Source organism: Streptomyces kronopolitis, from assembly GCF_014646275.1.
Lineage (GTDB): Bacteria > Actinomycetota > Actinomycetes > Streptomycetales > Streptomycetaceae > Streptomyces > Streptomyces kronopolitis.
Genome location: NZ_BMND01000008.1, coordinates 40,483 through 62,230, shown reverse-complemented (window position 1 = coordinate 62,230; position 21,748 = coordinate 40,483). Strand labels below are relative to the sequence as shown.

The window sequence follows — 21,748 nt, the reverse complement described above, 5'->3', positions numbered from 1 at the left end:
GTGGGGGGTCTTGTGAGCGCGGACGCCACCGTGGTGTCAGGGCAGCGGGTGCGGAGCCGCTGCCCTTGGGTCGTTCAAGCGGGCGGGACAGCCGGTACGCTCGACCGCCGACGCCAGACGGGGCAGGTGCCAACTCCACAGGTGGGATTCGTCCATCCGCAGGCTCTGGTAACCGGGGGCCACCACCTTGACGACGTGCCAGCCCATGGAGGCGACGACCGGTGGAAGGCGCGGGGTGAGGTCGAGGGCGAGGAGACCCGCGCCGTCGGCGGTCAGGGCCCGCCGGATCTCCTGCGCCCCCAGGTCCCGCGCGGCACAGGGGGCCGGGAGCGCGGTCGGTTCCTCAAAGCCCGCGACCCAGTCGCGTACGGTCTGGTAGGCGCAGTGGGTCAGCATGTGGCGGAGCCGGTCGTGCTCCGTCGCGATCGGGGCAAGGTGGCCGGTCTCGCCCCGATCGCGCAACGCCCGCAGCGCGGCCCGTACCTGCCAGGCCTCTTGGAAGGCGTTGGCGGCGGCCTTGGCCGGCCGGGTCGACGCCTTCATGCCGACGGTGGCCAGGCCCCCCGGGCCCCCTGGGTCGATCAGGCAGGCGGTCATGCACCAGAGGTCGGGTACGGCAGTGGGGATGCGGGCGAGCACGGGAGTGAGACCCTCTGCTCGTGCCCGCTGCCACATCGCCCGGAGCCCGGGGTCGGCGGGTGACGGTGTGTACGTCGGCAGGCGCAGCTGCCTGCCCCAGGCGACGGTGAGGGCATCGCGCTCCGTCACCTCGATCATCGCGGCGGTGAGCGCGGTCTCGTGACTCGTACCGGCTGCGGCCCCCGAGGGGCTCGGGTCGAACACGTCGGCCCGAGCGGCAGGCCAGTCGACGAGTTCTGCGGGAACGAGGACGGGGATGCCCGTGTCCAGGTCCCGGGCCTCATACCAGGACAGGGCGGCCGTCTCGGCATCCGGGTGGGACAGAGCGTTGCCCGGGTGGTGTGCGTACAGCGTCGCGCTGTCCAGGTCTGCCCCGGTGCCGAAGCGGGTGGGGTGTGTGGCCGAGGGGTGCAGGGCGCGCCGCTCGACGGCCTCGCCCGTTGCGCGCAGCAGGGCGTCCGTACGGGAGGTGCCGCTGGCCCCGGCGAATCGGGCGGATAGAGGGAGGTCAAGGAGGGCGGTCTCCCGGTCGGCGGAGCCGGTAGAGCCCGTGGAGCGGGCCGAGCCGACAGAGTCTGCGGGGGCCGCGGAACCCGCAGGGCTCACCATGCCCATGAACCCCTCCGCCGGCTGGAGTTCGACCGCGCTGCTCCACAGCGGATCGCCGTCGTGCGGCGGCGTCACCGCGTACTGCAGGGCAATGCCCGAGGTGGGGGCGAGGGTGGTCGGGATGTCGATCACCGTTGCACCTCGGACACTGCGGGTGTGAGGAAGGACAGGCCCGGGGCGCCGTCCCGCAGAGCGGCGAGGGCCAGGAGGACCCCTGCCGAACCGGTGCCCAGATCCGTGGAGAGGCGGTAGCCGTAGTTGCCGAGGAAGTCGACGCGGCCGGGTTCGGAGGCGATCGCCTCCCAGCCGAGGGCGTCGAGGTGGAAGCGCAGGACGCCCCGCTCGCTCTCGCTGCCGCCGTCCTCAAGTGCGAGGATCTCGCCGCTACGCCCGTGCAGGAGGCCGCATGCGGTGAAGAAGCCGCCGCGTCGCGAAGCCGTGAGACGGTTCACGGCGGTGCGCATCCGTTCATCGTCGGGAGTGTGTCGGAGCGCGGCACGTAGCGCGAGCACGATGCCGGCGGAGCCTTCGAGCCCGGCGCTGAGGAAGCGGTCGTCGAAGTCGGCGCCTTCGATGATCTCCAGTTCGGCATGGAGTTCGGCCACGGCCCGTTCCAACAGCTCAATGTGTCGGGTGTGTTCGTACAGGCGCAGCAGGAGGAGGGCGTGGCCGCAGCGCCCGTGCAGCAGTCCGACGCGCTGGGGCGCTGGGGTGTCGGGCAGCCGGTCGGCGAGCTCGAGCGCCTGGCGCAGGCGCCGGTCGTCGCCCCGCCGGGCGGCCAGGTGCAGCGCGGCCAGTCCGAGGCCTGAGAGCCCCGTCGCCAGGGTCGAGCTCACGTGGGCGTCGCATCCGGCGAAGGCACGGTCCATGACCGCGTCGGCGACGTCGGGGTGGCCGAGTTCGTCCAGGGTGTAGGCGACGCCGGCAAGGCCGGTGAGGAAGCCGGGGCCGTCGCCGGTGACCTGCTCGGCCTGTCCGAGCAGCCACTTGACGTGCTCGGCCGGCACCTTGGCACCGGCTCGGTGGAGTGCCCAGAGTACGCCGGCCGCCCCGTATGCGAAGGTCACACCCGCGTCGGCGATCATGAACTGCGAGACGTCGCCCGGGTAGAGGCGGTCGGTCCGCTCGGGGGTGGCTGCCTGGATGATGGAGTCGGCGATGTCGGCGATCAGGTTCCCGGCCTCCTGCCCGGCGGCGGGCCAGCGCACGCCGTACTCCGTCCGCGCGCCCAGGACGTCGTCGCCGAGGCCGCGCTCGATCTGCCGGACGAAAGGGCCGGGGAGAGGGAAGTCGCGGACGGCCGTGTCGATCAGGGTGCGGATCTTGTCAGTGCCCCACGGCACGACGTGCGGCATGGGGACGAACATGGTCAGCCGGAGCACGTTGAGCGCGAACAGGTCGACGGCAGGGCCCCGGAGGTGGTCGGGGGCCCGGAAGCCGAGGGAGCCCATGGCCTGCCCGCGCATCTCCTCGGCAGGGGAGGCGGTCTCCATGTCGATGAAGGCGACGGTGTCGTCTGAGCGCACCAGGATGTTGCCCGGGTGCAGGTCGCCGAAGACCACACCGCGTTCGTGCATGGCGGCCAGCCCTTCGGTGACCTGGCCGACGATGTGCAGCGCCCAGTCCGCGTACTCCGCCCGGGCCTGCGCCGTATTGTGGGTGGTGCCGTAGGGGTGGCGGAGGCGTACGAGCTCGGTGAGCGGAGTCCCGTCGACGTAGTCGCGGGCCAGGAAGTGATGTTCGTTCCCCTTACGAACCTCCCTCAGAGTGGGGACGGCCGCGAGACCGGAGAGCCGGGACAGCGCCCAGTGCTCGCGGTCGAGGCGGGCGACGGCGTCGTCGCCCGCCGAGTCGAGGCCGGCGAGCGGGCGAGCTTCCTTGAGCAGGATCTCGGTTCCGTTGCGCTTGTCGACGGCACGGTAGACACCGCCGCCGTTGGAGAAGTGCAGGGCCTTGTAGACGCGGAAGGGGAAATCGGTGAGGGTCCGGCTGCGTCGTTCGGCGAGTGCCTCTTCCAGGAAGGAGGGGAGGGTGACCCAGGACGGGGTGTGGAAGCCTGGGCGCCGCTCGTCGGGGACGAGTTCGCCATCTGGGGTGGTGATCGCGGGTGCGAGGGTTCCATCCTTGAGCCGGGTGGTCTTCAGTACGAAGCCGCCGTAGCGCACGTGGAGGGGCCCCTGCCGCCAGCGCAGATCGCTCAGTATCGAGGGAGCGCGGGTGCCTCCGACGAGCTGGTCCAAGTCGTTCAAGGCATGCTGCAGGGCCGTCTCATCGGCCGGGTAGATGGTGATGAACTTGCCGCTGGCGCTGCGGTCGCCGTACTTGCTTCCCCGGCGGCCAAGGGCCTCCGCATCGGAGATGTACTTGTACATCAACCCGTGCTCGACACAGTACGGGGCTACAGAGTCGAGGAGTTCGGCGGCATTATCGGGGGAGGCCGCGACGTGGATCTTCCACCCCTGGTCGGGGACGCGGGAGCCGGGTGGGACACAGACGGTCCACTCCCGTCCTCGGGAGGCGGTCCAGCCTTCGGGCAGGGTCTGGCCTTCGTGGAAGTCCGCGCCGCCGGATTCGGCGGCGGGGGCGTCGTAGAAGAGCGAGTCCGCGCGGCAGAAGTTGATGAACCGGGTGTCGAGCACGGTGTCTCCAGGATCAGAAGGGCAGGAACGGAAGCACGTAGGTGCGGTGGAGGGACTTCCACAGGGGCACGCTGCCCAGCTCGACCTCGGCGGCGCCGGTAGCCGGCGTCGGGGTGCGGTCGAGGTCCAGCGGGAAGACGGTGGAGTCCATGCCCACCACGCCTCCCAGTTCGACGGGGAAGTAGGTGGAGACCGGGACCTTGGTCTCGCCGGCCGGGGCGGACCCCACCCGGGCGGTGGCGAGAGTGTCGTGCAGAAGCAGACCGTTTGTCTTCAGCGTCACCTGCGCTCCGGGACGTACCAGCGCGGCCGAGGAGCCCTGCGGCAGGACGAGCCGGGTACCGGAGGGGCCGGTGACATAGGCTGCGGCAACCCTCTGATGGGTCGGCAGGAACAGCACGGCGCCGGTGGTGGCGGCCAGCACGGCGCAGACGGCTCCGACCCGGGCCCGGCGGACTCCGGCGGCCTTCACCTCGGCGGCGAGCCGGAAGGCGCCTCGGATCAGCATCCATACGATGTACGAGAGTCCGGCAGCGGCCAGGAGGACTCCGACCCAGCCGACCCGCTGGAGGCTGCCCAGCCAGGTCTGGAGGGCGGTGCTCAGGAAATACACGGGAAAGGCGAGGCAGGCGAAGCCGTACGTGATGGTCCACCGGGTGGGCAGTTCGCGCTGGTACGTACCGCCGAACAGGATCCGGGCGAGCGTACGGCGGGCGTCGGTCATGGCGCGGTCGCGGAGGTAGGGGACGTCCACGTAGCTCATGAGGGCGATGTAGCCGTCGAGCTTGATGAACGGCGTCAGGTTGAGCAGGGCCGTTCCGTAGCTGGTGACCGCGAAAAAGAGCAGGCAGGTCTTGGCCGTGCCGTCCGCAAGGGGCCAGGCCGCGAAGGCCGAAGCGGACGCCAGGGACGTCTGGACCGCGGGCCCGGCGAGGGCCGTGTGGACCCGCTGCCGGCGGTCCGGGAGGCGCCAGGCGTCCGAGACATCGCAGAAAAACGCCGGCGTCAGGTAGAAGAGCATGACGCCTATACGCGAAGGCCGGCCCCCGTAACGGATGAGGACGGCGGCGTGGCCCAGCTCGTGGATGGAGACTCCGAGCAGCAGCGCGACGAGCACTCCGGCGAACGAGACCGCGGAAAGGGGGCTGTTCAGCGTCACCGCGACCGCGTCCCGCTGTACGACGAGGGCGACAATACCGAGCAGGACGCAGAGCAGCCCGGCCGCTACCACCGCCCGGGAGAAGAGGCGGGCGAACAGGGGGCGCAGAGCCTGCATCGTGCGCCCCGGCCGCAGCAGCGTGAGCTGGAGCGTCAGCGGGGGGACGATCTGAAAGCGGGGGGCGACGGCGGGTGGGGAGGTTTCGCCGTCGTCGAGCAGCTTGAGGGAGTCGAGCCGCGAGATCGCGCTGCCCACCCGCTCGGTGCTCCAGGCACCGCCCAGCCGGACGGCGAGGGCCTCGTGGTCGCGCTCCCCGTCCAGCTCCTGGACGAGTTCCGCGACGTGCTTGGTGATCCGTACGTAGCGGGCGCCGTACTGGAGGACCCAGTCGCCCTGTCCGCCGGGGGGCGAGTGGACCTCGGCGCTCGGGGCGAGGCGGGGCCGCTGCGCGTGGGCCGGGACGGCAGAGGGTGGGGGACTCGTGACAGCGCTCACTGGAGTTTCCTTAACGGGACGGCTGCGGGGAGTGGGAGAGCGCGGCACCCTGACCGTGGTCCGGCCGGTCTGGCCGGCCGGACCACGTCGGATCCTCGGTTCACCCCAGTGGGATTGCGAGGTACGGCGGCAGTCGGCTATCCGTCTCTCGCCGCCTCAGTGCGCTCGCCGGTGCCGCTGTTAGGTGAGGGCAATGGAGGTGGCGGCGGAGGCGCTGATGGCCGTGCCGATGGAGACGCCGCTCCAGAAGCCGGGGGCTTCCAGGGCCTCCAGCTCCTGCATCTCCAGCTCGACGATCTCGGCGTTCTCCACGGTGCTCAGGCTCTCGCTCATGTCAGTTGCCTCTCGTAGGTGTTCTACGGGTTGATGCGAGTGGGTACGGCTCAGGTCAGGGCGACGGACACCGAGACGCCGGCGGAGAAGGCAAGGCTGACGGTGCCCCAGCCCGGGGCCTCCAAGGCCTCCAGCTCCTGCATCTCCAGCTCGACGATCTCGGCGTTCTCCACGGTGCTCAGGCTCTCGCTCATGTCAGTTACCTCTCTCGGCTGTGCGACGAATGTGGTGGTAGGTGTCGGGGTTCCCCTGCTCCGCGCGGGCCATCTGAGCCCCGCGGAGCAGGGGGTGTCCGGCCGTGCGCGGGCACGGCGTGCGGTGGATCGGACGGCAGGAGCCGGGTCGTTCAGGTGAGGCTCCAGGCGACTGAGACGATCGATATGCCGACACTGACGCCTGCGCTGGTGGCCCAGCCCGGAGCGTGCACGGGCTCGAGCTCCTGCATCTCCAGCTCGGTGCCGAGTTCCTGCATCTCCAGCTCGACCAGGCTGTGCTTGGCCATCACGTTCTCCTCGTGTTCCGTGCGCCCCGGCTTCTCCGGGGCGCTGTCGGTCTTCTGGTGGTGCGGTTGGTGCAGTGCCCGCCGGGCAGGCGCTCAGGCCGCCGGGAGGGGTTCGGGGGAGCCGGCCAAGGAGGCGGTCGGCTCGGTCGCCTCGGCGAGGAGCGCGGCGACGTCGTCGGCGCTCAACCCGGCGAGAGTGGGAAGTCCGGCGCCCCAGGCGCGCACGCTGCGCAGGGCAACCTGCTGGCGCAGCTGGGGGGCGAGGTACACGGTGCGGTCGATCCGCCACCGCAACATCAGTTGCTCAAGACCGTCGTCAGGCCGCGGCGCGAGCCACGGGGCGTGGACACTCAGCCGTTCCCACAGGCGGTGGATGCGCTCGGCGCTGCCGAAGCGGGTGTTTCCCCGCAGGGCCTGGCGCCACACGACCGGCCACAGTGCGGCAACCGCGCGCATCTTGGCCAGGCCGAGCACGGTAGAGAGCTCGTTGGCGAGGGCCCAGCACTTCACCGCGTATGGGTTGCGGCCGACGTTGATGGCTCCGCGCTGGCTCTCGGCGCTGAGCCGGGCCACCCGCAGTCGCCCGGATGCGGGAGCCGGCAGGCCGACGGCGATGTGCCGGGCCAGTTCGTCGCCAGCCGCGACAAGCCCGCCCGCCAACTCCTCGACGGCGGCGTCCTGTTCAGGAAGGTCGAGCGTGTCGCTGCTGTATGGGATGACGGTCCTGAAGATCGCTTCGATGACTCCGTCCATGACGAGCGGCCCCGGAAGAGTCTCGGTGGCCTCGGGCACCCAGAGGGCGGCGCGCGGCCGCAGGCACTCGCCCAGCACGAGGCGTCTGCTGTCGGCATGCGGAAAGCAGGCCACGGGTCCCGCCTCGCTTCCGGTGCCCAGGGTGGTGGGTACCGCGAGGACCTGGGCGTGCTCCCCCCACGAGCGCGGGAGCGCCACCAGTCCGCTGCGCTGCCCGGAGGTCAGGTAGCGCAGGAGTTCGGGTCGGCGGCCGACGGCGGCCGAGAGTTTCGCGAAGTCGAGGGTGCTCCCTCCCCCGACACCGACGACCAGCTCATCAGGAGAGAGCCGGGAGGCGAAGGTCTCGACGGCCGGCATCCCCACGTCCGCTGGGGTGACCGCCTGGGTGGGCGTGTACCCGGTGCGGGCGACTACGGCGTGGATCTTCCTGGTGACGGCGTGGGTGGCCACGGCTGAGTCGGCCAGGACGGTCACGCCGGTGGGGCGCAGATCCCGCAGCAGTTCGGGGATCAGGTCGTACGTGTCGAGGGCGGTGGTCATGGGGTTCAGCTCCTCGCGGCCAGGGAGGTTGCCGACAGCAGGCTGTCGAGGCCCGCTTCGATGCAGGTCATGAGTTCGACGACCTCGGCACGGCTGTACGTCAGGGAGGGCACGAGCTGGATACCGGAGGGGCTGGGATGGACGATGGCGCCCGCGTGCCGGATCCGGGTGATGAGGTCGGCTACATCCGCTCCGGCCAGGGCGCGGCCGTCAGGGTGGGTCAGGTGCAGGGTGCGGAAGCAGCCGACGCCGGTGGTATGCGTGGCAAGCGGGTAGCGCTCGATCAGTTTCGTGAGCTCCTGCTGGAGCCAGGAGGCGACGCTTTGGCCCGTCTTCACCGCGTCGAGGCGCTCCATCTCGGCGACCGTGGCGCTGATGGCGGCGCAGGCGAGGGCCGTCGCGCCCTGGGTCTCGGCGTGGGCGAACATCGTGTCGTGTTGGACGAGTGCCCGCGTCAGCCGGTGGGACATCACCAGGGCGGCGGCTGGGCAGGCCCCGTTGGTGAGGCCCTTGGATGTAATGAGGACGTCGGGGAGGCCCGGCCAACTCTCGGAGGCGAAGTAACTCCCGGTGCGGCCGAAGCCGGTGGCGACCTCGTCGGCGACCAGGAGGAAGCCGTACTCGTCGCGCAGGCGGCCCAGTTCGGCCACGAACGACTCGTCGAGCGGGATGGTGCCGGTGCCCACCACGGGTTCCACGACGACCGCGGCGACCTGGCCGCCGAAGGTGGCCAACAGCCGGCCGAGTTCAGCCGTGTCGTTGGGGGTGACGTGTCGGATCAGCCGCTGGTCCACTCCGTAGACCCGCTGCCCCAGTTCCTCCCCGGTCAGGGCGAAGCCGCCGAAGGTGAGTCCGTGGAAGCTGCCCCGGAGAGCGACCACCAGATTCCGTCCGGGGCGGCCTTGTACGGCGTGGTAGAGCCGGGCCAGTTTCATCACCGCGTCGTTGGCAACTCCACCTCCGGTGGAGAAGAGCACCCGGGCGTAGTGGTCAGGCCCGCAGACCCGCAGCAGATCCTCGGCGGCGCGGCGTGCGTAGCAGTTCTCGAAGCGGAAGGCCCCGAGGTAGGAGGCGTGTTCGGCAGCTTCGGCGATGGCCTTGGCGATGCGCGGGTTGCCGTAGCCGAGGTTTACGTTCCAGAGCCCGCTGTCGGCGTCGAGGGCGGTGCTGCCGTCCGCGAAGGCGACGCGGTGTCCGGTTGCGCCGACGGCGCAGAGGCTGTCGTCGCCGTGGCTGGAGGGTGGTATGAGGTAGGGCCAGAGCGCGGTCATCGGGAGGCTTCCGTGGTCAGGAGTGTCACGCGGTGACGCTCTCCGGGCGGGGAGAGGGGCTGGCGGGAGGTGACGGTCAGGCCGGACTCGGCGAGCTCTTCCTCCAGGCGGGGCAGGTCGAGGACGGCCACGCGGTCCGTGCAGACCGTGACGGGGCTGTCGTCCTGCGGAGGGTCGGCGGGGAGCAGGGTGACGGTGCGGCTGTCGGCGCCGGCGGGCCAGTCCTCGTACAGCTCGTAGACCGTGCCGCCGGCTCCGGTGACGCGTACGGCCGTCTCGGCGGGGCCGTCGAACTCTCCTCGTTCGAGGACGGTCAGCAGGAACTGGCCGCCTTCGGCCAGGTGCGCCAGGACGCTGCGGTACAGGTGTGTACGGCCGCGGTCGTCCAGAAGCGAGAGCGAGGTGGTGCCGAGCAGGATGTGCGGGAAGCTCCGTCCGAGGGCGAAGTGGGCCATGTCGCCCTGCACCACGGTGCAGCGGGCCTGCATTGACGTCGGGGCCTTGGCCAGTTCGGTCCGCAGCAGCGCCAGCATGTCGGTGGATAGGTCAAGAGCGGTGACCTCCCGACCGGCGGCGAGCAGCGGAAGGGTGAACCGTCCCGCACCAGCCGCCAGGTCCAGGACCGACCCGGGCGTGGCCCGCACAGCGGCCACAAGCGCCCGGGTCTCGGGGTCGTCATAGGTGGCAAGGTCCTGGTAGAGGGGGGCTCCCAGGGCGTCGTACAGGCCGCAGATGCGGGCCCTGCTACCCAGCTCCGCCGTCCGGCGGGCGGCGAGAGTAGTCCCTTGGACCGTCGTGAGAGGCATGGTCGGCTCGCTCATCGCGCGGCCGCCGGGACGCGCAGTGGTATGCACTGCAGGAGGTCGTGCCGGGCGAGCAGCTCGGCCAGTTGGTCCACATGGTCGGCGGGGACGAGGTCGCCCACCTCTCCGGAGGTCGCAAGCACACACTCCAGGGCCTGTGCGGCCCGCCGGTCGACGGCGAACAGGCGGCTGCCGGCCTCGACATACGCGTCCTCGTCCCCGTACAGCACGATCGGCAGGGTCGGGTCCGCCAGGTCGACGTCCGCACCGGTCGCGGCGACCTCGGGCGTCAGCCGGGAGCCGAACCCGGAGACCCGCAGGCCGGTGACCCCGCATGCCATGAGGCTGCGCAGCGCGGTGACAGCTTCGAGGTAGCGGGCCAGGAATGGGCGACTGCGCAGGGCCCCCGCCCGCGTCTCCGCCGACAGTGCCCCGTCCAGTGCGGCGGCGCCGGGCCCGGCCCTGTCGAAGCGTTCGGTGAGGGTGTCGGGGCTGTCGTCGACTGTGCCGAGCACCGCTCCCGTGGGGCTGGTGGACACCTGCCCGTTCCGGTCTGCGTAGAGGCGCAGGGCTGGTCCGTCCGTCGGGTCGTGAACGCCGCTCAGGGCAGCCGGGTCAGCCAGCAGCACTGAGGAGGTGATGAGGAATTCGGGGAAGACGCCCTCGGCGAGCGCTCGGTCGGCGTCAGCGAGGAAGGACTCGAAGTCGTTCCGGTCGAAGACGCGGACGATGGTCGGGCCGAAGACGGTCATGAAGGGGCTGGCGGCGTAGGCGTGGGTCTGCAGGAAGAAGTCCTGGCCGTTGGAGAACTCGTCGCCGGACTCCGTGAGGCTGCCGTGGTAGCCGACGGCGGGGTCGCTGGCGCCGTCGGCGGGTGCCAGGAGGAGGGTCCGTGCGCCGACGAGCCCGGCTGCCGTGACGGCGGGAATGTGCGCCGCGTCGGCCAGTACGAGCGTGCCGACGCCGGCGCCGGGTGGCCCGGAGAGAGGCGAGGCGGTGGCCCAGGAGATGAGGTGCTGCTTCAGACGCTTACGAGCGGTCATATTCATGCCGGAGGGTCCTTTGCTGGTCTGCTCCCTCTCTGCCTCCGGGCAGCAGGGAATCGAGTTCGGCGGAGAGGGGCACCCCGGCCACGACGGTCGGCGATGATCCGTCAGCTACGGGCAGCCGGCGACGTGCGTCGGTCAGCGGGGTGCCGTGATGGACCGCAGGATCGCCGACAGGTCCGCGAGCGACTCCTGTGCGCCGAAGAGCTTGCAAACGGCGGTGGTGTTCAGGACGACTTCATCCACCCCCACCTCTTCGTAAGCCCGGAGGGCCTTGAGCACCTGCGGCAGGTCGCCTCCCGCGAACGCACCAGTTTCCACAACACCGCGCGCCACGTCCTCGATCCGCCCAGAGCCGACGTCCACACCCGCCCGGCCGAGCATGTCCAGGTAATGCGGGGCTTGCATGTGCGCCGCGTTGCCGGCCAGAGCCAGCCGTTCGCACCCGGCACCCTCCCGCCCCTCCTTGTCCAACCCCGTCGGAACCATGGCGACGACACGGGGGAGTGAGGACCGCCCTGCCCGTTCGGCACCCTCGGCCACCGCGGGCAGGATGACGTCCCGCAGGTATCCGGGCGGTGTCAACCATGTGATCACCACGTCCGCGACCTCGCCCGCCAGCCTGGCCATCGCCGGCCGCAGCACTCCCAGCCCTACGTCCACCCTGGGTGCCGCGACCGGAGCCAGCTGTCCCCGGAAGGCCAGGTGCGGACCGTCCATGACGACCATCTCGCCGTCGAGCAGGCGGCGCACCGCCGTCACGTACTGGCGTGCCACCTGGAGCGGCTTCTCGTACGGAGCCCCGAGGATGTTCTCCTGGAAGGCCCTGGCCCCCGGACCGAAGCCCGCGATCGCCGGCTCCCCAGTGGCCAACGCCACGGACCGCGCCTGCAGAGCCGCTTCGTACGGTTGACGCAAGGGCATGAGCGTGACACCCAAGCCCGTCGGCACCCGGAACCCTGCACCTGCCAGACCCGCGAAGATCTGGTGGGGTTCCATCACCATGGCCTGCCCCTGCCAGAGGCGGACCGCTCCGGTCCACCGCACCAGGCCAGCGAAGGGCAGCGCCTGCTCCAACCGGCGCGGGACGCAGGGGAGCAGGACAGAGTATGACGTCATGTCGTTCTTCTCCCTATCTCGTTCCGGAGTCCCTGCGTGAGCGTTACGGATATAAACGACGGGATCGAGATGCGTTCACGTCCGCTTATCGATGGGAACATTAGGCACCCGGTCAGGCGATGTCAACTATGATGAACACCAACGCGGGCAACTCGTTTTTCCAAGCAATCGAAAGTGGCGACACGATGACCCTGAGTGACAAGATCGATAAGCTGTTCAAGACCGTCCGCCCCCAAGGCAGGGAGTACTCGTACGACGAGGTGGCTCGCGGTTGCAGCGAGTTGTCAGGAGGGACGTTTTCAAAGGCTTACGTGTGGCAGCTGCGTGTCGGTCAACGCGATAACCCCACCAAGCGACACCTTGAGGCCCTGGCACAGTTCTTCGGAGTGCCGGTGGCGTACTTCTTCGATGACGCCGTTGCCGGTCGTGTCGACGCCCAGCTGGACTTGGCCGTGGCTCTGCGAGGGGCAGGAGTGCGAGACATCGCACTGCGGGCCGCCGAGATGGATGACGCCGGCCGCCAGGCCCTGAGTCGCATCATTACCGAGGTGAATGCCCTACGAACAGCCTCGCCGACGCAGCGCGACAGCGAGTCGGACTCTGATCGCAACAGTGATTCTTAAGAGCTCGCCTCAGAGCCGGGGTGAGCAGAAGCCGGCCGGTAGCGGCGCTTGCCCCGTGGCAGGGCCCGGTATGTGGCGCGGATGAGGTCGAGGGCCCGGCGGTCTGCGATGGTGTGCTCCCGACTACGCATCTGGTTCATGGCATAGGCGATGCTCAGCCGAGCGTCCAGGTCGGTGACGGCCACGGAGCCTCCCCAGCCATCCCACCAGCATGTGCGTGGATTGGGGAGCACGTCGGCGAGATCCGGGGTGGTGAGGCCAAAACCGCGGCCGAACCGGACGTGACTGCCCAAGACCAAGTCTGTCTGGTTGCTCTCTTCGGCCAGAGCTGCGTCAGCGGTCGTCTCGCTGAACAGCCGGTGACCGTCGAGCGCTCCACCGCAGGCGAGCAGGGCTTGGAGACGGGCGATGGAGCGGGCGTTGCCCCAGCCCGCCGCGGCCGGGATCTCGGCTCGGCGCCAGCCTTCGGCCCAGGTGTCCTGCGGGGTGACCAGGGTGCGCAGCTGCACGGGGGGCATGCAGTTGGGTGCGCCGGATGGGCCGGGGGGCGGTGTGGTATGAGGAAGGAGCGGGGCGATGCGGTGATCGTCGGCCTCGCCGATGCTGAAGTGGAAGTCGGCGCCCAGAGGCTGGGCCAGGGTGCTTGCGAAGAACGCTCCCGGGCTCATGCCTGTGGTGCGCCGGATGATCTCGCCGAGCAGGAACCCCTGGGTAAGGGCGTGGTAGCCGGAGGTCGTGCCGGGCTTCCAGCGGGGAGGCTGCCGGGCCAGGGACTCGGTGGCCTTCTCCCAGTCGTACAGGTCGTCGGTGGACAGCGGCTGGTCCCAGTCGGGCAGGCCGGCGGTGTGTCCAAGGATGTGGCGTACGAGCACCTCGCCCTTGCCGGCGGCGGCGAACTGCGGCCAGTAGCGGGCCACGGGGTCGTCGAATCCGATGGTCCGGTGGTCTGCGAGCACAAGGGCGCACAGTGCGGTCATGGTCTTGGCCACGGACCAGGTGGTGACGAGGGTGTCGGCCTGCCACGGGGATTTCCTGCCGGCATCAAGGTGGCCGCCCCACAGATCGACCACCATCGTCCCGTCGAGGCAGACGGCGACGGAGGCTCCTGCATCGTCTCCGCGTTCCAGGCTCGCTTGCAAAAGTGAACGCAGTTCGGTGAACTGCTCGGTACATGTGCCGTGCACCTGAGCCATCAACGGACCTCCTAGCGTGTGGGGATGCTTGCGTCCCGGGCCGGCTGGTCGGGCGGAGCCGTTGCAGCGGCGCGGGTGGGCGGTGCGGCGAGGGCGTCGCGCAAACGCAGGAGGAATGCGATCTCGCCATCCAGGTTCATGCCGCCCGGCAGAGAGTCTCGCTGGGCCTGAACAGATGGCGACCGGCCGCTAAGGCGCGCAGCCTTTGCTCGCGGGAGCCAACAAGCGGTCACCGCAGCCGTGTCCTCGATGGATGCGGCGGTGTGGGGCGCTGCCCAGTTGGCGTCGTTGACATCGGCATAGGCACTGAGTTCAAGGATCGCATCCCGGATCTCCACCACCACGCGCTGCAGGGCAACATCGAGTGCGATGCCCGTAGCAGTGACGCCCCGGAAACGGCCCTGCTGCGGAGTGAGGCGCACGTGCGGAGTGACTTCGGTAAGGTCCTGCCATAGCGGCCACAGTCTCCACAGCGCACGTCGGGCGCTGAGGCGACGGCGCAGCACGATCAGCCCTGGCAAGGCAACGCCGAATGCCTGCAGCATCTCCTCGATGCCGGTCAGGGCCTTGCCAGGGCCTTGCAGATACGGCACGTGCGTGGCGGCATAAAGCAGGTACAGAACCCATGAGACGCAGGTCAGCGCAGTACCGAGAGCGAAGCTGGAGAATGCCCACCGCAGTTGACGGCTTGAGGCACGCGCGGCCTGGCGGAAGCACACCGCCGCGACAATGGCGTCTGCAACGAGATGAAATCCCAGCAGTGCCAATGCGTAGGAGAACGGCAGGTCGACTTCTGGTGTGGCGATAGCCCCCTCTGGAGCAAGGGCGAAATTCGCCGTGCACAAGGCAACGGCCAGCACTGCACCGGCCGCCAGAGCCCGCGCAGAGTGCCGCATGCCTCCGACCGACTTCACCACGAAGTACAGCATGAGTGTAGAGGCGGTGACATCGAGGAGCTGAGTGGCCAGGTTGACAATCCCGATATCACCCGTCCACCCGCTCAGCGTTCCAGTCACAGCAGGCTGATGCACCAAAGTGGTGAGCGCGATCAGCGTGACGGCAACCCACAGGGCTCGCTGCGCCCCCGTCCCTCGCACGGCCGCGCGTGCACGGAAAACAGAGGCCAACCACAGGCTGACGATCCCCATGGTGTTGACCCATATTGCTGCCGTGAACACTTTCCCTCCAAGCCTCGCCGAGCCCTCTAACCGCCGAACCCGAACCCACGGGCCAGGCCCGGCAGCTCTTCCGCGGGCTCATCCCCCTGAACCAGCGCTCGTGCCAGCACAAGGCTCGCGATCATTTCGGCTTCCTGTTCCTCGACGTTGCCGTAGTGGACGCGCCCCAAGATGGCCTGCAGAGTGCCCGCAGGAAGATCAGGAAACAGCGCCGGATCCACCACCGGTCCGTTGCCAGGGCGCCCGCGGTGCCCTGACAACATGTGCCCCAACTCATGCAGGATGATCTGCTGTTGGTGGTAACCACTGGTTCGTCGGTCAACGACGACTACGTCCTCGTCATCCATCGACATCCACAGCCCGCACGGCAGCGAGACACCCACACCAGTCGGAAGATCCATCAACCGCAACGAGCGCCCTCTGTGGGCTGCCACCAGGTCGCAGAACACCTCCGCATCAAACGGCCGCGGCACCGGGATGCACTCCAGAATGCGCTCACACCGTGCGACGAGCTCACGTTGCCTCACTAATGCCCCCACGACGACGCAGGGAGGTGCTACAACATCGAAGCAACACCCTTCGCCAGGTCCACACATGTCCGGAAGCGCCCACTATAGCCTTCGTGCAGGTCGCGGAGGCGGCCGGGCACCCGCGCAGCTCTTGGTCACGCTGTGGGGCACTCCGCCGTGAGACACCACGCACCTGGACACACCGGCGAAGACTCACCTGCTCCACGGACGGCGGACCGCTGCCACTGTGAGTGACGGGGAGCGTTCGCCGAATTCGAGCGCGCCTTGATCCCGGAGCGCCAGCGCGAGGCCATCTCCGCGGCCAAGCAGCATGGCGTCTCCAACGGCCGCAAGCCCGCACTCACCGCTGAGCGTGCTCCCGCCACTGATCGGACACTCGCGCCAGTCGCGAGTTCGGCAGGCATCAGCTACGAGACGGTGCAGCTACTTGCGACGACTACCTAATTGAGGAGAACAGCGCGGCTTAAGCACAGTCGCGAAAGGCATCCCGAGCTGTGCGGATCCAAGCCGCAGTAGGGGCAGCGGTCGCCTGTGAAAAGTACCCCGAGGTCACCCCGGAGCAGGGCGTGAAGCTGGTCGCCGACGGGGCGCACCTGGGTTCCGCCCGGGCGACGAGCTGAACGAAGGGCAACGATGCTAATGCAGGACCGGGCATGGCGCGAGCAGTTTTTCGCTTGGCTCGGAAGCGGTGGGCTTCCCGTTCCCCGCTCGCGAGCAGGGTGAACTTGTCGGGCCTTCCGCCGGAGGAGGTCGCACACCACACCCGGCGCTTCGAGGTGGTGTTCCATTGAGCACCCCACCCGGCTACTTCGGCCGGACCAAGCCGTTGCGAACCAGGATCCGGTGGACGGTGCTGCGGCCGGGGACCGAGGCCGTGCCGCGGCGCTGGAGCTCGTGGACGATCCGGCGGGCTCCCCAGCGCGGATGGGCCAGCCGCAGCTCGCAGATCGTCGCCTCGACGTCGCCGACGACCTGGGTCGGCGAGGTGTGCGGGCGGCGGGATCGATCGGCCAGGGCCTCAAGCCCGCCCTCGTCGTACCGCGCGATCCAGGCGTACACCGACTGCCGGGAAGCTCCTGCCTGCCGGGCCACCTGCGCTACCGAATCGCCGCTCTTCACCTGCAGTACCGCGCGGTACCGATGCTCGGTCTCGAGAGCCGGTGCGGGTACTCCGGCATCCGGGGGATCAGCACGGCACCTTCGACCCGAAAGCTACTCGCGGGTTACTTGTCACCTCGATCGCCGCTCGTTAACGGCACCCCCTGTGCGCTCTCGTGTTGTCTTCAGAGTTTCGAGCCTGAGGCTCGTCCTCGTCCCCGCCTGAAGAAACACCGAAAGCGCCCCAGCCGCCAGATTCCGCAGGTCGGCCGTAGCCTTGCGCCATGCCCCAGACTCTCCCACCGACTCCTGATGATGCCTTCGAGATGCTGCTTACCGGCAACCGTCGGTTCGTTGCCGGCTCGCCCGAGCACCCCAACCAGGACGCAGCGCGCCGCGCCGAGACGGCCCCGGCCCAGAACCCCTTCGCGGTGCTGTTCGGCTGCTCCGACTCCCGGCTGGCTGCCGAAATCATCTTTGACCAGGGGCTCGGGGATCTGTTCGTCGTGCGCAACGCTGGCCATGTCGCCAGCGCTGAGGCGCTGGGAAGCATCGAGTACGGCGTGAGTGTGTTGGACTGCCCACTGGTGGTGGTATTGGGCCATGACTCGTGTGGAGCCATCGCGGCTGCCCGCGCCGCAGTGGATGACGGCCAGCTGCCGGCAGGTTTCGTCCGGGACGTTGTTGAACGGGTGGCCCCAAGCGTGCTGGCGGCCCGTGCCGCCGGAAGCGACCAGTCCGCAGAGATCTTGGCCGAGCACGTCCGCAATACCGTGGATCTGCTACTGGAACGCTCCCGTGCCCTGGCCGAACGGGTGACCGCCGGCCGCTTGGCCGTGGTAGGTCTCTCCTACCGCCTGGCCGATGGCAGTGCTCAATTGGTCGGCTCTCATGGTTTGAGCACGACTGATGCGGCGCGGTAGAGAGGATAGGTTGCGCCCCTAGATGCGGCGAAGGTGCTGGAGTACGCCCGGGGAACACGAGTCAGTCTCGCAGTGCGCGTACGAATCTTTCGGCCAAGCCCCTCCCGGTACTTGGTCGTGGGGTACGGCCGGGTGTTCTGAGGCATGAAATGCCCGCTGTGGCGCACACGTGGGGCATGAGGTGTGTGGTCTACGACGAGCGGAGCGGTCGCGCGGAGCACGTGGGGTGCCCGGAGGGAGGCGACGGTCATGCAGCCACTTTGGGCCGGCTGAAGGAGCTGGCCGAGGGGGAGTTCGCCTGGGTGCACCTGGATGAACCGGGCGAGGGCGATCTGGAGGGGCTGAGCGAGCGTCTCGGGCTGCATCCGCTGGCCGTTGAGGATGCCGTGCAGGCGTATCAACGTCCGAAGCGAGAGCGGTACGGCGATGTGTTGGCGGTGGCGCTGAAGACCCTCTGGTATCTCCGGGATGGTCCTGAGGTGGAGACCGGGGATGTCATGCTCTTCACCGGGCCGCACCTTGTACTCAGCGTCCGTCACGGTCCTGCCGACCCTACGGCCGAAGCTGCGCGACGGCTCGAGGAGGACCCGATAACGCTGAAGTTCGGGCCTGTTGCGGTGCTCCACGCTGTGCTGGACACCGTGGTTGATTCCTATTCTGAGGCCGCTGTTCGGGTCCGTACCGATCTGACACAGTTGGAGTGCCGGGTATTCGCACCGGCCCGAGACGATCTGACCGAAGCGATCTACTCTCTCAAGCGCGAGGTCGTCGAGTTCCGTGATGCCGTGGAGCCGCTGGTCCCGGTCGTGCAGGAACTCACCGGCCCCCGAGAGGGGTGGCCAGACGAAGCCCTGCCTTACTTCCGAGATGTTGCGGACCACATTCAGCGCACCGATACGGAGGTGCACTCACTCGACGAGCTATTGAACTCCGCCCTCGATGCCCACCTTGCGCGCATGGGCACGTGGCAGAATGACGACATGCGGCGCATATCCGCCTGGGCCGCGATCCTTGCCACCCCCACCCTGATCGCCGGGGTGTATGGGATGAACTTCGCCCACATGCCGGAGCTCGGCTGGGCATTCGGATACCCGCTCGCGATCACCATGATGGTCGTGTCCGCAGGCCTGCTGTACCGAGCCTTCCGCCGCAACAACTGGCTGTAGACGACCTTGCCGGCCCCCGGAAAATATGTGCCCGCACATATCGATCACCCCTGCCGACCGGCCGATCCCCCATGCGGCCGTCGAGGACATTGCGGCCACGGTGGTACGCGAGTTGCAGCGCGATGACCGCCGCACCGTCGAGCTCGCCGCCGCGGCCGACTATGCGCCCAGCGACGTCGCGGCAGCCTTCGCCGCCGCCCTGGACCGGCTGGCCCGCCCCAGGTCATCGAACGCGGCCATTGGCGCCAGGCCCTGGCCGGCGCGGGACTGCCGCCGGCGACGGTCGGCAGCTGGGAGGAGATGCGGGAGGGCTTCAACACCGGCCCCATCCGCTTCGAGAACACCCCCGAACGAGGCCAGACCGCCATCGAGGGCTTCGCCAGGCAGCCGTGGCTCGAACGCAGACCCCGCAGTGGCGGCCCGTTCCCAGGTACGTGTCGCCACCGACCTCCCCCACCACTGCACCAACTCGCCGCCCGCCTCGGCCGCCGGATCCAGACCACCTAGGACGAGGAGAGTGGGCACGGCCTGCTCGTCTTCCCGCACGGTGCTCTGCCCCCTGCCGCGCCCGACCTGACGATGCGCTGGATTTCACTCGTCCCTGCCACCCCGAGCGCACCGACGCCGGCAGCCACTGACCGCGGACCGGAGCGATGCCCGGCGCTGGCCGGGACTGTTCCGCTCTGCGCACTGCCGGCCTCTCCTCCAGTCGGCGCCGGCCTGCTTCGCGAGGTAGGTTGGCGAATCACTTCGTACCTCACGGACTTCACGTACGCCGACAAGCCTCGGAGTAGACCACGACGGGACCGGGAAACGTCCGGCTGCGACCGGGAACGGAGGAACGGGAGCAGCCGGGCGCCTTCACAGTTTTCCCTCATCGAAGCGGGCCAGGCACCCACCGGCGTAGTGCGGGGGAGCCGGGCGGGGCACAAGCGAACGTCAGCCAGGCGTGTGGCTGCTGCCGTGACGAGTCCGAGCCCCTGACCAACACGCCGACGCAGGCATGTCTCGCCAACCACGTCACCGACTCGACCACACAGGGCAGCACTCCTGATGGACCGTCGTCAGCAACACGGTGCCACCCATCCAGCCGCGCACACGCTCCGCCTCACAGCAGTCGTAGGTGCGCTCCGCCACTCGGAGCGGCGTCACAGCGGCCTCCTGCACCGGCGGCACGGCCTCCGAACTGAACCAGCGCCGCCGCCTTCGCACCTTTGCCATAAGCCACCACCCGCCGAATCCATGATCAACGTTCCTTCGCAGCGTCCCACAGCCGGACCACAAAGCCCGCTACAAAATCGCGCCGAGCCATCCCTGGTGGGTCGGACTCGCCAGAGCATATGACGCTACGTTCACGCATTGGCGAGAGCAGCAACGCCGTCGGGTGGGGCTCGCCGGAGGAGCCGTCGTCGCAAGTCCACCGATCCACCGATGGCCGTCACGAATGGCAGCCCCGTGACTGCCAGGCCAGGATGGAAAAGCGGGAAAATTGACTGGCCCACGGGCATTCGCCGCCTCTCCACGCGGGGGCCTGACGCCAGGGGTAGTCAGAGCCGGTGGGCGCGTGTGCGGCCCCGAATCTTCGGCCCTGTCGGACGACTGAACGTTGATCAGGATGAGAGATCGAGAGGACCGAAGAACATGTTGCCTATCGCCAAAACCCTCGTAGTTTCCGCAGCAGCCGGGATGGCACTGATCGGTGCGGCCGGTAGCGCCTTGGCCGACGCAGGGGCTGGCGGGGCTGCACTCAACTCTCCAGGGTACCTGTCCGGCAACGTACTCCAGCTGCCCATCAACGAGCCCCTCAACATCTGTGGGAACACTCTCAGCGCCCCCGGCCTCCTCAACGCTGCCTCCGGCAACACCTGCGCCACCAGATAGCGCCCACGGCAGCCGCTCGGCTGCGCCGTCCGGCGCGTCGGGCCGCACGGCGCCGGCCTTGACGGCTGCGGCAATCGCCCCGCTCGTCGAGAAGCCCTCGCAGCCTCCCGGAGCTCGGTACAGCGGTCAAAAACCTCCATGACTGTGGTCATCAAAGCGCACTCATGAAACCGTCGATGACATCCCGGTGGACCCGATAACCTGCTCTACAGCGTTCTGAACGATCGCGGTTCGGTACCCCTCGTTCGGAACGTTAGAGCCGCCTCTGGGACCCCGAGGCGGCTCGCTTCGAACAGGGGCAGGCCGCGCAGAGCGCGTCCGACCTGAGCCTGGCCGCCCCCTGCTCGACTGGGGGTGCTGGCCTACTCGGCCGTGCGGCCGGGGTGCGTCGGCCCTGCGCCAGCCTGCTGTCCTGGAGTTGATTGCCGACGCAGGGCCGTCGGCCGCTCCTGACGGGGCGGCAGGCGCGCACGCAACGCGCCCAGGTTGATCTTCGCCCTCCAGGCGGCACTGCGCCTACTCGCCACGCCCACTAGCAGGCAGTAATGGGCCGCAGGCGATCTTGGTGCTGTGTGAGCCGGTCGGATCCAGCGGCACACCTGGTGCCTACTCGGCGACCGGGCGGGCTGTGCGTGGCCTGTTGGGGAAGATCGCAAGGGGGAAGTTGGGTGTACGGCTGCGTGATGTCCGCACGGGTTCGGGAACTCGTGGTGCAAGGCCGGACGAGACACCTGGCGGAGGGTGACGCGCGTGCGGACAAGGAACTCGCCGCCACTTTCGCGTCGAGCAGCGAGGCTGCCATCATCGGTGCCGACGACTGCGCGGACGAAATCTTCGCCACCATGGCCTGCCACAAGGTCCGCTGGCAGCCGGTCATCGACGGCCACCGCCTGGTCGGCATGGTCGCCCTCGCCGACCATCGCGCGTGCTCCGACTGTCACCAGTTGGTTGCCGCCCGGCGAGCAGATTGCCGAGCCCCGCGAGCACGGCCCAGGGCCTGATCCATCAGCGCACTCTCGACGGCGCCCCGCCGCCCCGCCGCCTGCCGCCGCGCCAACAGGTCCGTCAGCTCCGCCCGGTCCACCGCCAGCGCATCGGCCCACCGCACTCCCTGGAGCTTGCGCTGATCGCGGTAGCGCAGGCTGCGGATGTCATCGAGGGTCAGCACGAGGCGGCCGTGGGCGGCGAGCGGTTCGTCCGGAGAACAGCACCGCAGCGGTCCCGTCATCCCGAAATGAAAGACGAAAG

The 21,748-nt window shown here is 69.1% G+C and carries 19 protein-coding genes and 1 pseudogene; 4 read left to right on the top strand and 16 right to left on the bottom strand.

The genetic code is table 11. The features are described 5' to 3' along the window. Positions 1–36 precede the first annotated feature (36 nt). The 11 genes from IEY78_RS11970 to IEY78_RS11920 all read right to left on the bottom strand — a co-directional run bounded on the left by IEY78_RS11970 (position 37) and on the right by IEY78_RS11920 (position 11,908). Positions 37–1,380 (bottom strand): YcaO-like family protein, encoded by a 1,344-nt coding sequence (locus tag IEY78_RS11970; protein ID WP_189097645.1) that lies wholly within the window; start codon positions 1,378–1,380, stop codon positions 37–39. Beyond that, the gene (gene lanKC / locus IEY78_RS11965) at positions 1,377–3,887 is read right to left on the bottom strand and encodes a class III lanthionine synthetase LanKC (RefSeq protein ID WP_189097644.1); all 2,511 of its coding nucleotides are present in this window, start codon (positions 3,885–3,887) and stop codon (positions 1,377–1,379) included. The genes IEY78_RS11970 and lanKC overlap by 4 nt, the downstream gene beginning before the upstream one ends. Positions 3,888–3,900: 13 nt before the next feature. Then, on the bottom strand, positions 3,901–5,541 hold the full coding sequence (mpaP, locus tag IEY78_RS11960) for a daptide biosynthesis intramembrane metalloprotease (RefSeq protein ID WP_189097643.1): 1,641 nt from the start codon (positions 5,539–5,541) through the stop codon (positions 3,901–3,903). A 180-nt stretch (positions 5,542–5,721) separates the two neighbouring features. After that, positions 5,722–5,874 carry a daptide-type RiPP gene (locus IEY78_RS11955; RefSeq protein WP_189097642.1) on the bottom strand — a complete coding sequence of 51 codons (153 nt, stop codon included), beginning with the start codon at positions 5,872–5,874 and terminating at the stop codon, positions 5,722–5,724. A 50-nt stretch (positions 5,875–5,924) separates the two neighbouring features. Next, positions 5,925–6,068: a daptide-type RiPP gene (locus IEY78_RS11950; RefSeq protein WP_189097641.1), complete on the bottom strand. Its 144-nt coding sequence runs from the start codon at positions 6,066–6,068 to the stop codon at positions 5,925–5,927. Positions 6,069–6,220: 152 nt separating this feature from the next. Then, complete coding sequence (locus tag IEY78_RS11945) at positions 6,221–6,376, bottom strand: daptide-type RiPP (RefSeq protein ID WP_189097640.1); 156 nt, start codon at positions 6,374–6,376, stop codon at positions 6,221–6,223. A 93-nt stretch (positions 6,377–6,469) separates the two neighbouring features. Continuing rightward, a complete protein-coding gene (mpaC, locus tag IEY78_RS11940) occupies positions 6,470–7,669 on the bottom strand; it encodes a daptide-type RiPP biosynthesis dehydogenase (RefSeq protein WP_189097639.1) in 1,200 nt (399 codons plus the stop codon). Between the two features lie 5 nt (positions 7,670–7,674). Further along, positions 7,675–8,940, bottom strand: a complete 1,266-nt coding sequence (gene mpaD / locus IEY78_RS11935; protein WP_189097638.1) for a daptide-type RiPP biosynthesis aminotransferase — start codon at positions 8,938–8,940, stop codon at positions 7,675–7,677. Continuing rightward, positions 8,937–9,746 (bottom strand): daptide-type RiPP biosynthesis methyltransferase, encoded by an 810-nt coding sequence (gene mpaM / locus IEY78_RS11930; RefSeq protein WP_229699885.1) that lies wholly within the window; start codon positions 9,744–9,746, stop codon positions 8,937–8,939. The genes mpaD and mpaM overlap by 4 nt, the downstream gene beginning before the upstream one ends. A gap of 11 nt (positions 9,747–9,757) precedes the next feature. Further along, complete coding sequence (gene mpaB / locus IEY78_RS11925; RefSeq protein WP_189097636.1) at positions 9,758–10,792, bottom strand: daptide biosynthesis RiPP recognition protein; 1,035 nt, start codon at positions 10,790–10,792, stop codon at positions 9,758–9,760. A 135-nt stretch (positions 10,793–10,927) separates the two neighbouring features. After that, positions 10,928–11,908 (bottom strand): LLM class flavin-dependent oxidoreductase, encoded by a 981-nt coding sequence (locus IEY78_RS11920; protein WP_189097635.1) that lies wholly within the window; start codon positions 11,906–11,908, stop codon positions 10,928–10,930. A 128-nt stretch (positions 11,909–12,036) separates the two neighbouring features. On the opposite strand from IEY78_RS11920, the gene IEY78_RS11915 reads away from it, so the two are divergent. Further along, positions 12,037–12,531 (top strand): XRE family transcriptional regulator, encoded by a 495-nt coding sequence (locus tag IEY78_RS11915; protein WP_308426883.1) that lies wholly within the window; start codon positions 12,037–12,039, stop codon positions 12,529–12,531. Here IEY78_RS11915 and IEY78_RS11910 read toward each other — a convergent pair. The 4 genes and pseudogenes from IEY78_RS11910 to IEY78_RS11895 form a co-directional block, all read right to left on the bottom strand. After that, the gene (locus tag IEY78_RS11910; RefSeq protein WP_189097634.1) at positions 12,528–13,724 is read right to left on the bottom strand and encodes a serine hydrolase domain-containing protein; all 1,197 of its coding nucleotides are present in this window, start codon (positions 13,722–13,724) and stop codon (positions 12,528–12,530) included. The genes IEY78_RS11915 and IEY78_RS11910 overlap by 4 nt on opposite strands. A gap of 11 nt (positions 13,725–13,735) precedes the next feature. Then, positions 13,736–14,902, bottom strand: coding sequence for an MAB_1171c family putative transporter (locus IEY78_RS11905; RefSeq protein ID WP_189097633.1), 1,167 nt, complete (start codon positions 14,900–14,902; stop codon positions 13,736–13,738). A 26-nt stretch (positions 14,903–14,928) separates the two neighbouring features. Beyond that, positions 14,929–15,351: a hypothetical protein gene (locus IEY78_RS11900; RefSeq protein WP_189097632.1), complete on the bottom strand. Its 423-nt coding sequence runs from the start codon at positions 15,349–15,351 to the stop codon at positions 14,929–14,931. Positions 15,352–16,248: 897 nt separating this feature from the next. Next, a pseudogene (locus IEY78_RS11895) lies at positions 16,249–16,578 on the bottom strand (helix-turn-helix domain-containing protein); the annotation flags it as partial. A 236-nt stretch (positions 16,579–16,814) separates the two neighbouring features. Here IEY78_RS11895 and IEY78_RS11890 point away from each other — a divergent pair. The 3 genes from IEY78_RS11890 (at position 16,815) to IEY78_RS34980 (ending at position 20,500) form a co-directional block, all read left to right on the top strand. Beyond that, positions 16,815–17,453, top strand: coding sequence for a carbonic anhydrase (locus tag IEY78_RS11890; protein WP_189097630.1), 639 nt, complete (start codon positions 16,815–16,817; stop codon positions 17,451–17,453). Positions 17,454–17,629: 176 nt separating this feature from the next. Further along, positions 17,630–18,619 (top strand): magnesium and cobalt transport protein CorA, encoded by a 990-nt coding sequence (locus IEY78_RS11885; RefSeq protein WP_189097775.1) that lies wholly within the window; start codon positions 17,630–17,632, stop codon positions 18,617–18,619. Positions 18,620–20,050: 1,431 nt separating this feature from the next. Continuing rightward, positions 20,051–20,500 (top strand): chaplin, encoded by a 450-nt coding sequence (locus IEY78_RS34980; RefSeq protein WP_308426882.1) that lies wholly within the window; start codon positions 20,051–20,053, stop codon positions 20,498–20,500. A 937-nt stretch (positions 20,501–21,437) separates the two neighbouring features. Here the strand turns inward: IEY78_RS34980 and IEY78_RS11875 are convergent. Next, a complete protein-coding gene (locus IEY78_RS11875; protein WP_189097628.1) occupies positions 21,438–21,728 on the bottom strand; it encodes an Fpg/Nei family DNA glycosylase in 291 nt (96 codons plus the stop codon). Positions 21,729–21,748: the final 20 nt, after the last annotated feature.

Excerpts from the sequence above, each read along its gene's own strand:
- IEY78_RS11920 (WP_189097635.1), bottom strand. The coding sequence starts at position 11,908 with ATGACGTCATACTCTGTCCTGCTCCCCTGCGTCCCGCGCCGGTTGGAG.
- mpaB (WP_189097636.1), bottom strand. The coding sequence starts at position 10,792 with ATGAATATGACCGCTCGTAAGCGTCTGAAGCAGCACCTCATCTCCTGG.
- IEY78_RS11950 (WP_189097641.1), bottom strand. The coding sequence starts at position 6,068 with ATGAGCGAGAGCCTGAGCACCGTGGAGAACGCCGAGATCGTCGAGCTG.
- IEY78_RS34980 (WP_308426882.1), top strand. The coding sequence starts at position 20,051 with ATGGCCGTCACGAATGGCAGCCCCGTGACTGCCAGGCCAGGATGGAAA.
- mpaC (WP_189097639.1), bottom strand. The coding sequence starts at position 7,669 with ATGACCACCGCCCTCGACACGTACGACCTGATCCCCGAACTGCTGCGG.
- IEY78_RS11885 (WP_189097775.1), top strand. The coding sequence starts at position 17,630 with ATGAGGTGTGTGGTCTACGACGAGCGGAGCGGTCGCGCGGAGCACGTG.
- IEY78_RS11890 (WP_189097630.1), top strand. The coding sequence starts at position 16,815 with ATGCCCCAGACTCTCCCACCGACTCCTGATGATGCCTTCGAGATGCTG.
- mpaD (WP_189097638.1), bottom strand. The coding sequence starts at position 8,940 with ATGACCGCGCTCTGGCCCTACCTCATACCACCCTCCAGCCACGGCGAC.
- IEY78_RS11910 (WP_189097634.1), bottom strand. The coding sequence starts at position 13,724 with ATGGCTCAGGTGCACGGCACATGTACCGAGCAGTTCACCGAACTGCGT.
- IEY78_RS11875 (WP_189097628.1), bottom strand. The coding sequence starts at position 21,728 with ATGACGGGACCGCTGCGGTGCTGTTCTCCGGACGAACCGCTCGCCGCC.
- IEY78_RS11955 (WP_189097642.1), bottom strand. The coding sequence starts at position 5,874 with ATGAGCGAGAGCCTGAGCACCGTGGAGAACGCCGAGATCGTCGAGCTG.
- IEY78_RS11915 (WP_308426883.1), top strand. The coding sequence starts at position 12,037 with ATGATGAACACCAACGCGGGCAACTCGTTTTTCCAAGCAATCGAAAGT.
- mpaM (WP_229699885.1), bottom strand. The coding sequence starts at position 9,746 with ATGCCTCTCACGACGGTCCAAGGGACTACTCTCGCCGCCCGCCGGACG.
- IEY78_RS11945 (WP_189097640.1), bottom strand. The coding sequence starts at position 6,376 with ATGGCCAAGCACAGCCTGGTCGAGCTGGAGATGCAGGAACTCGGCACC.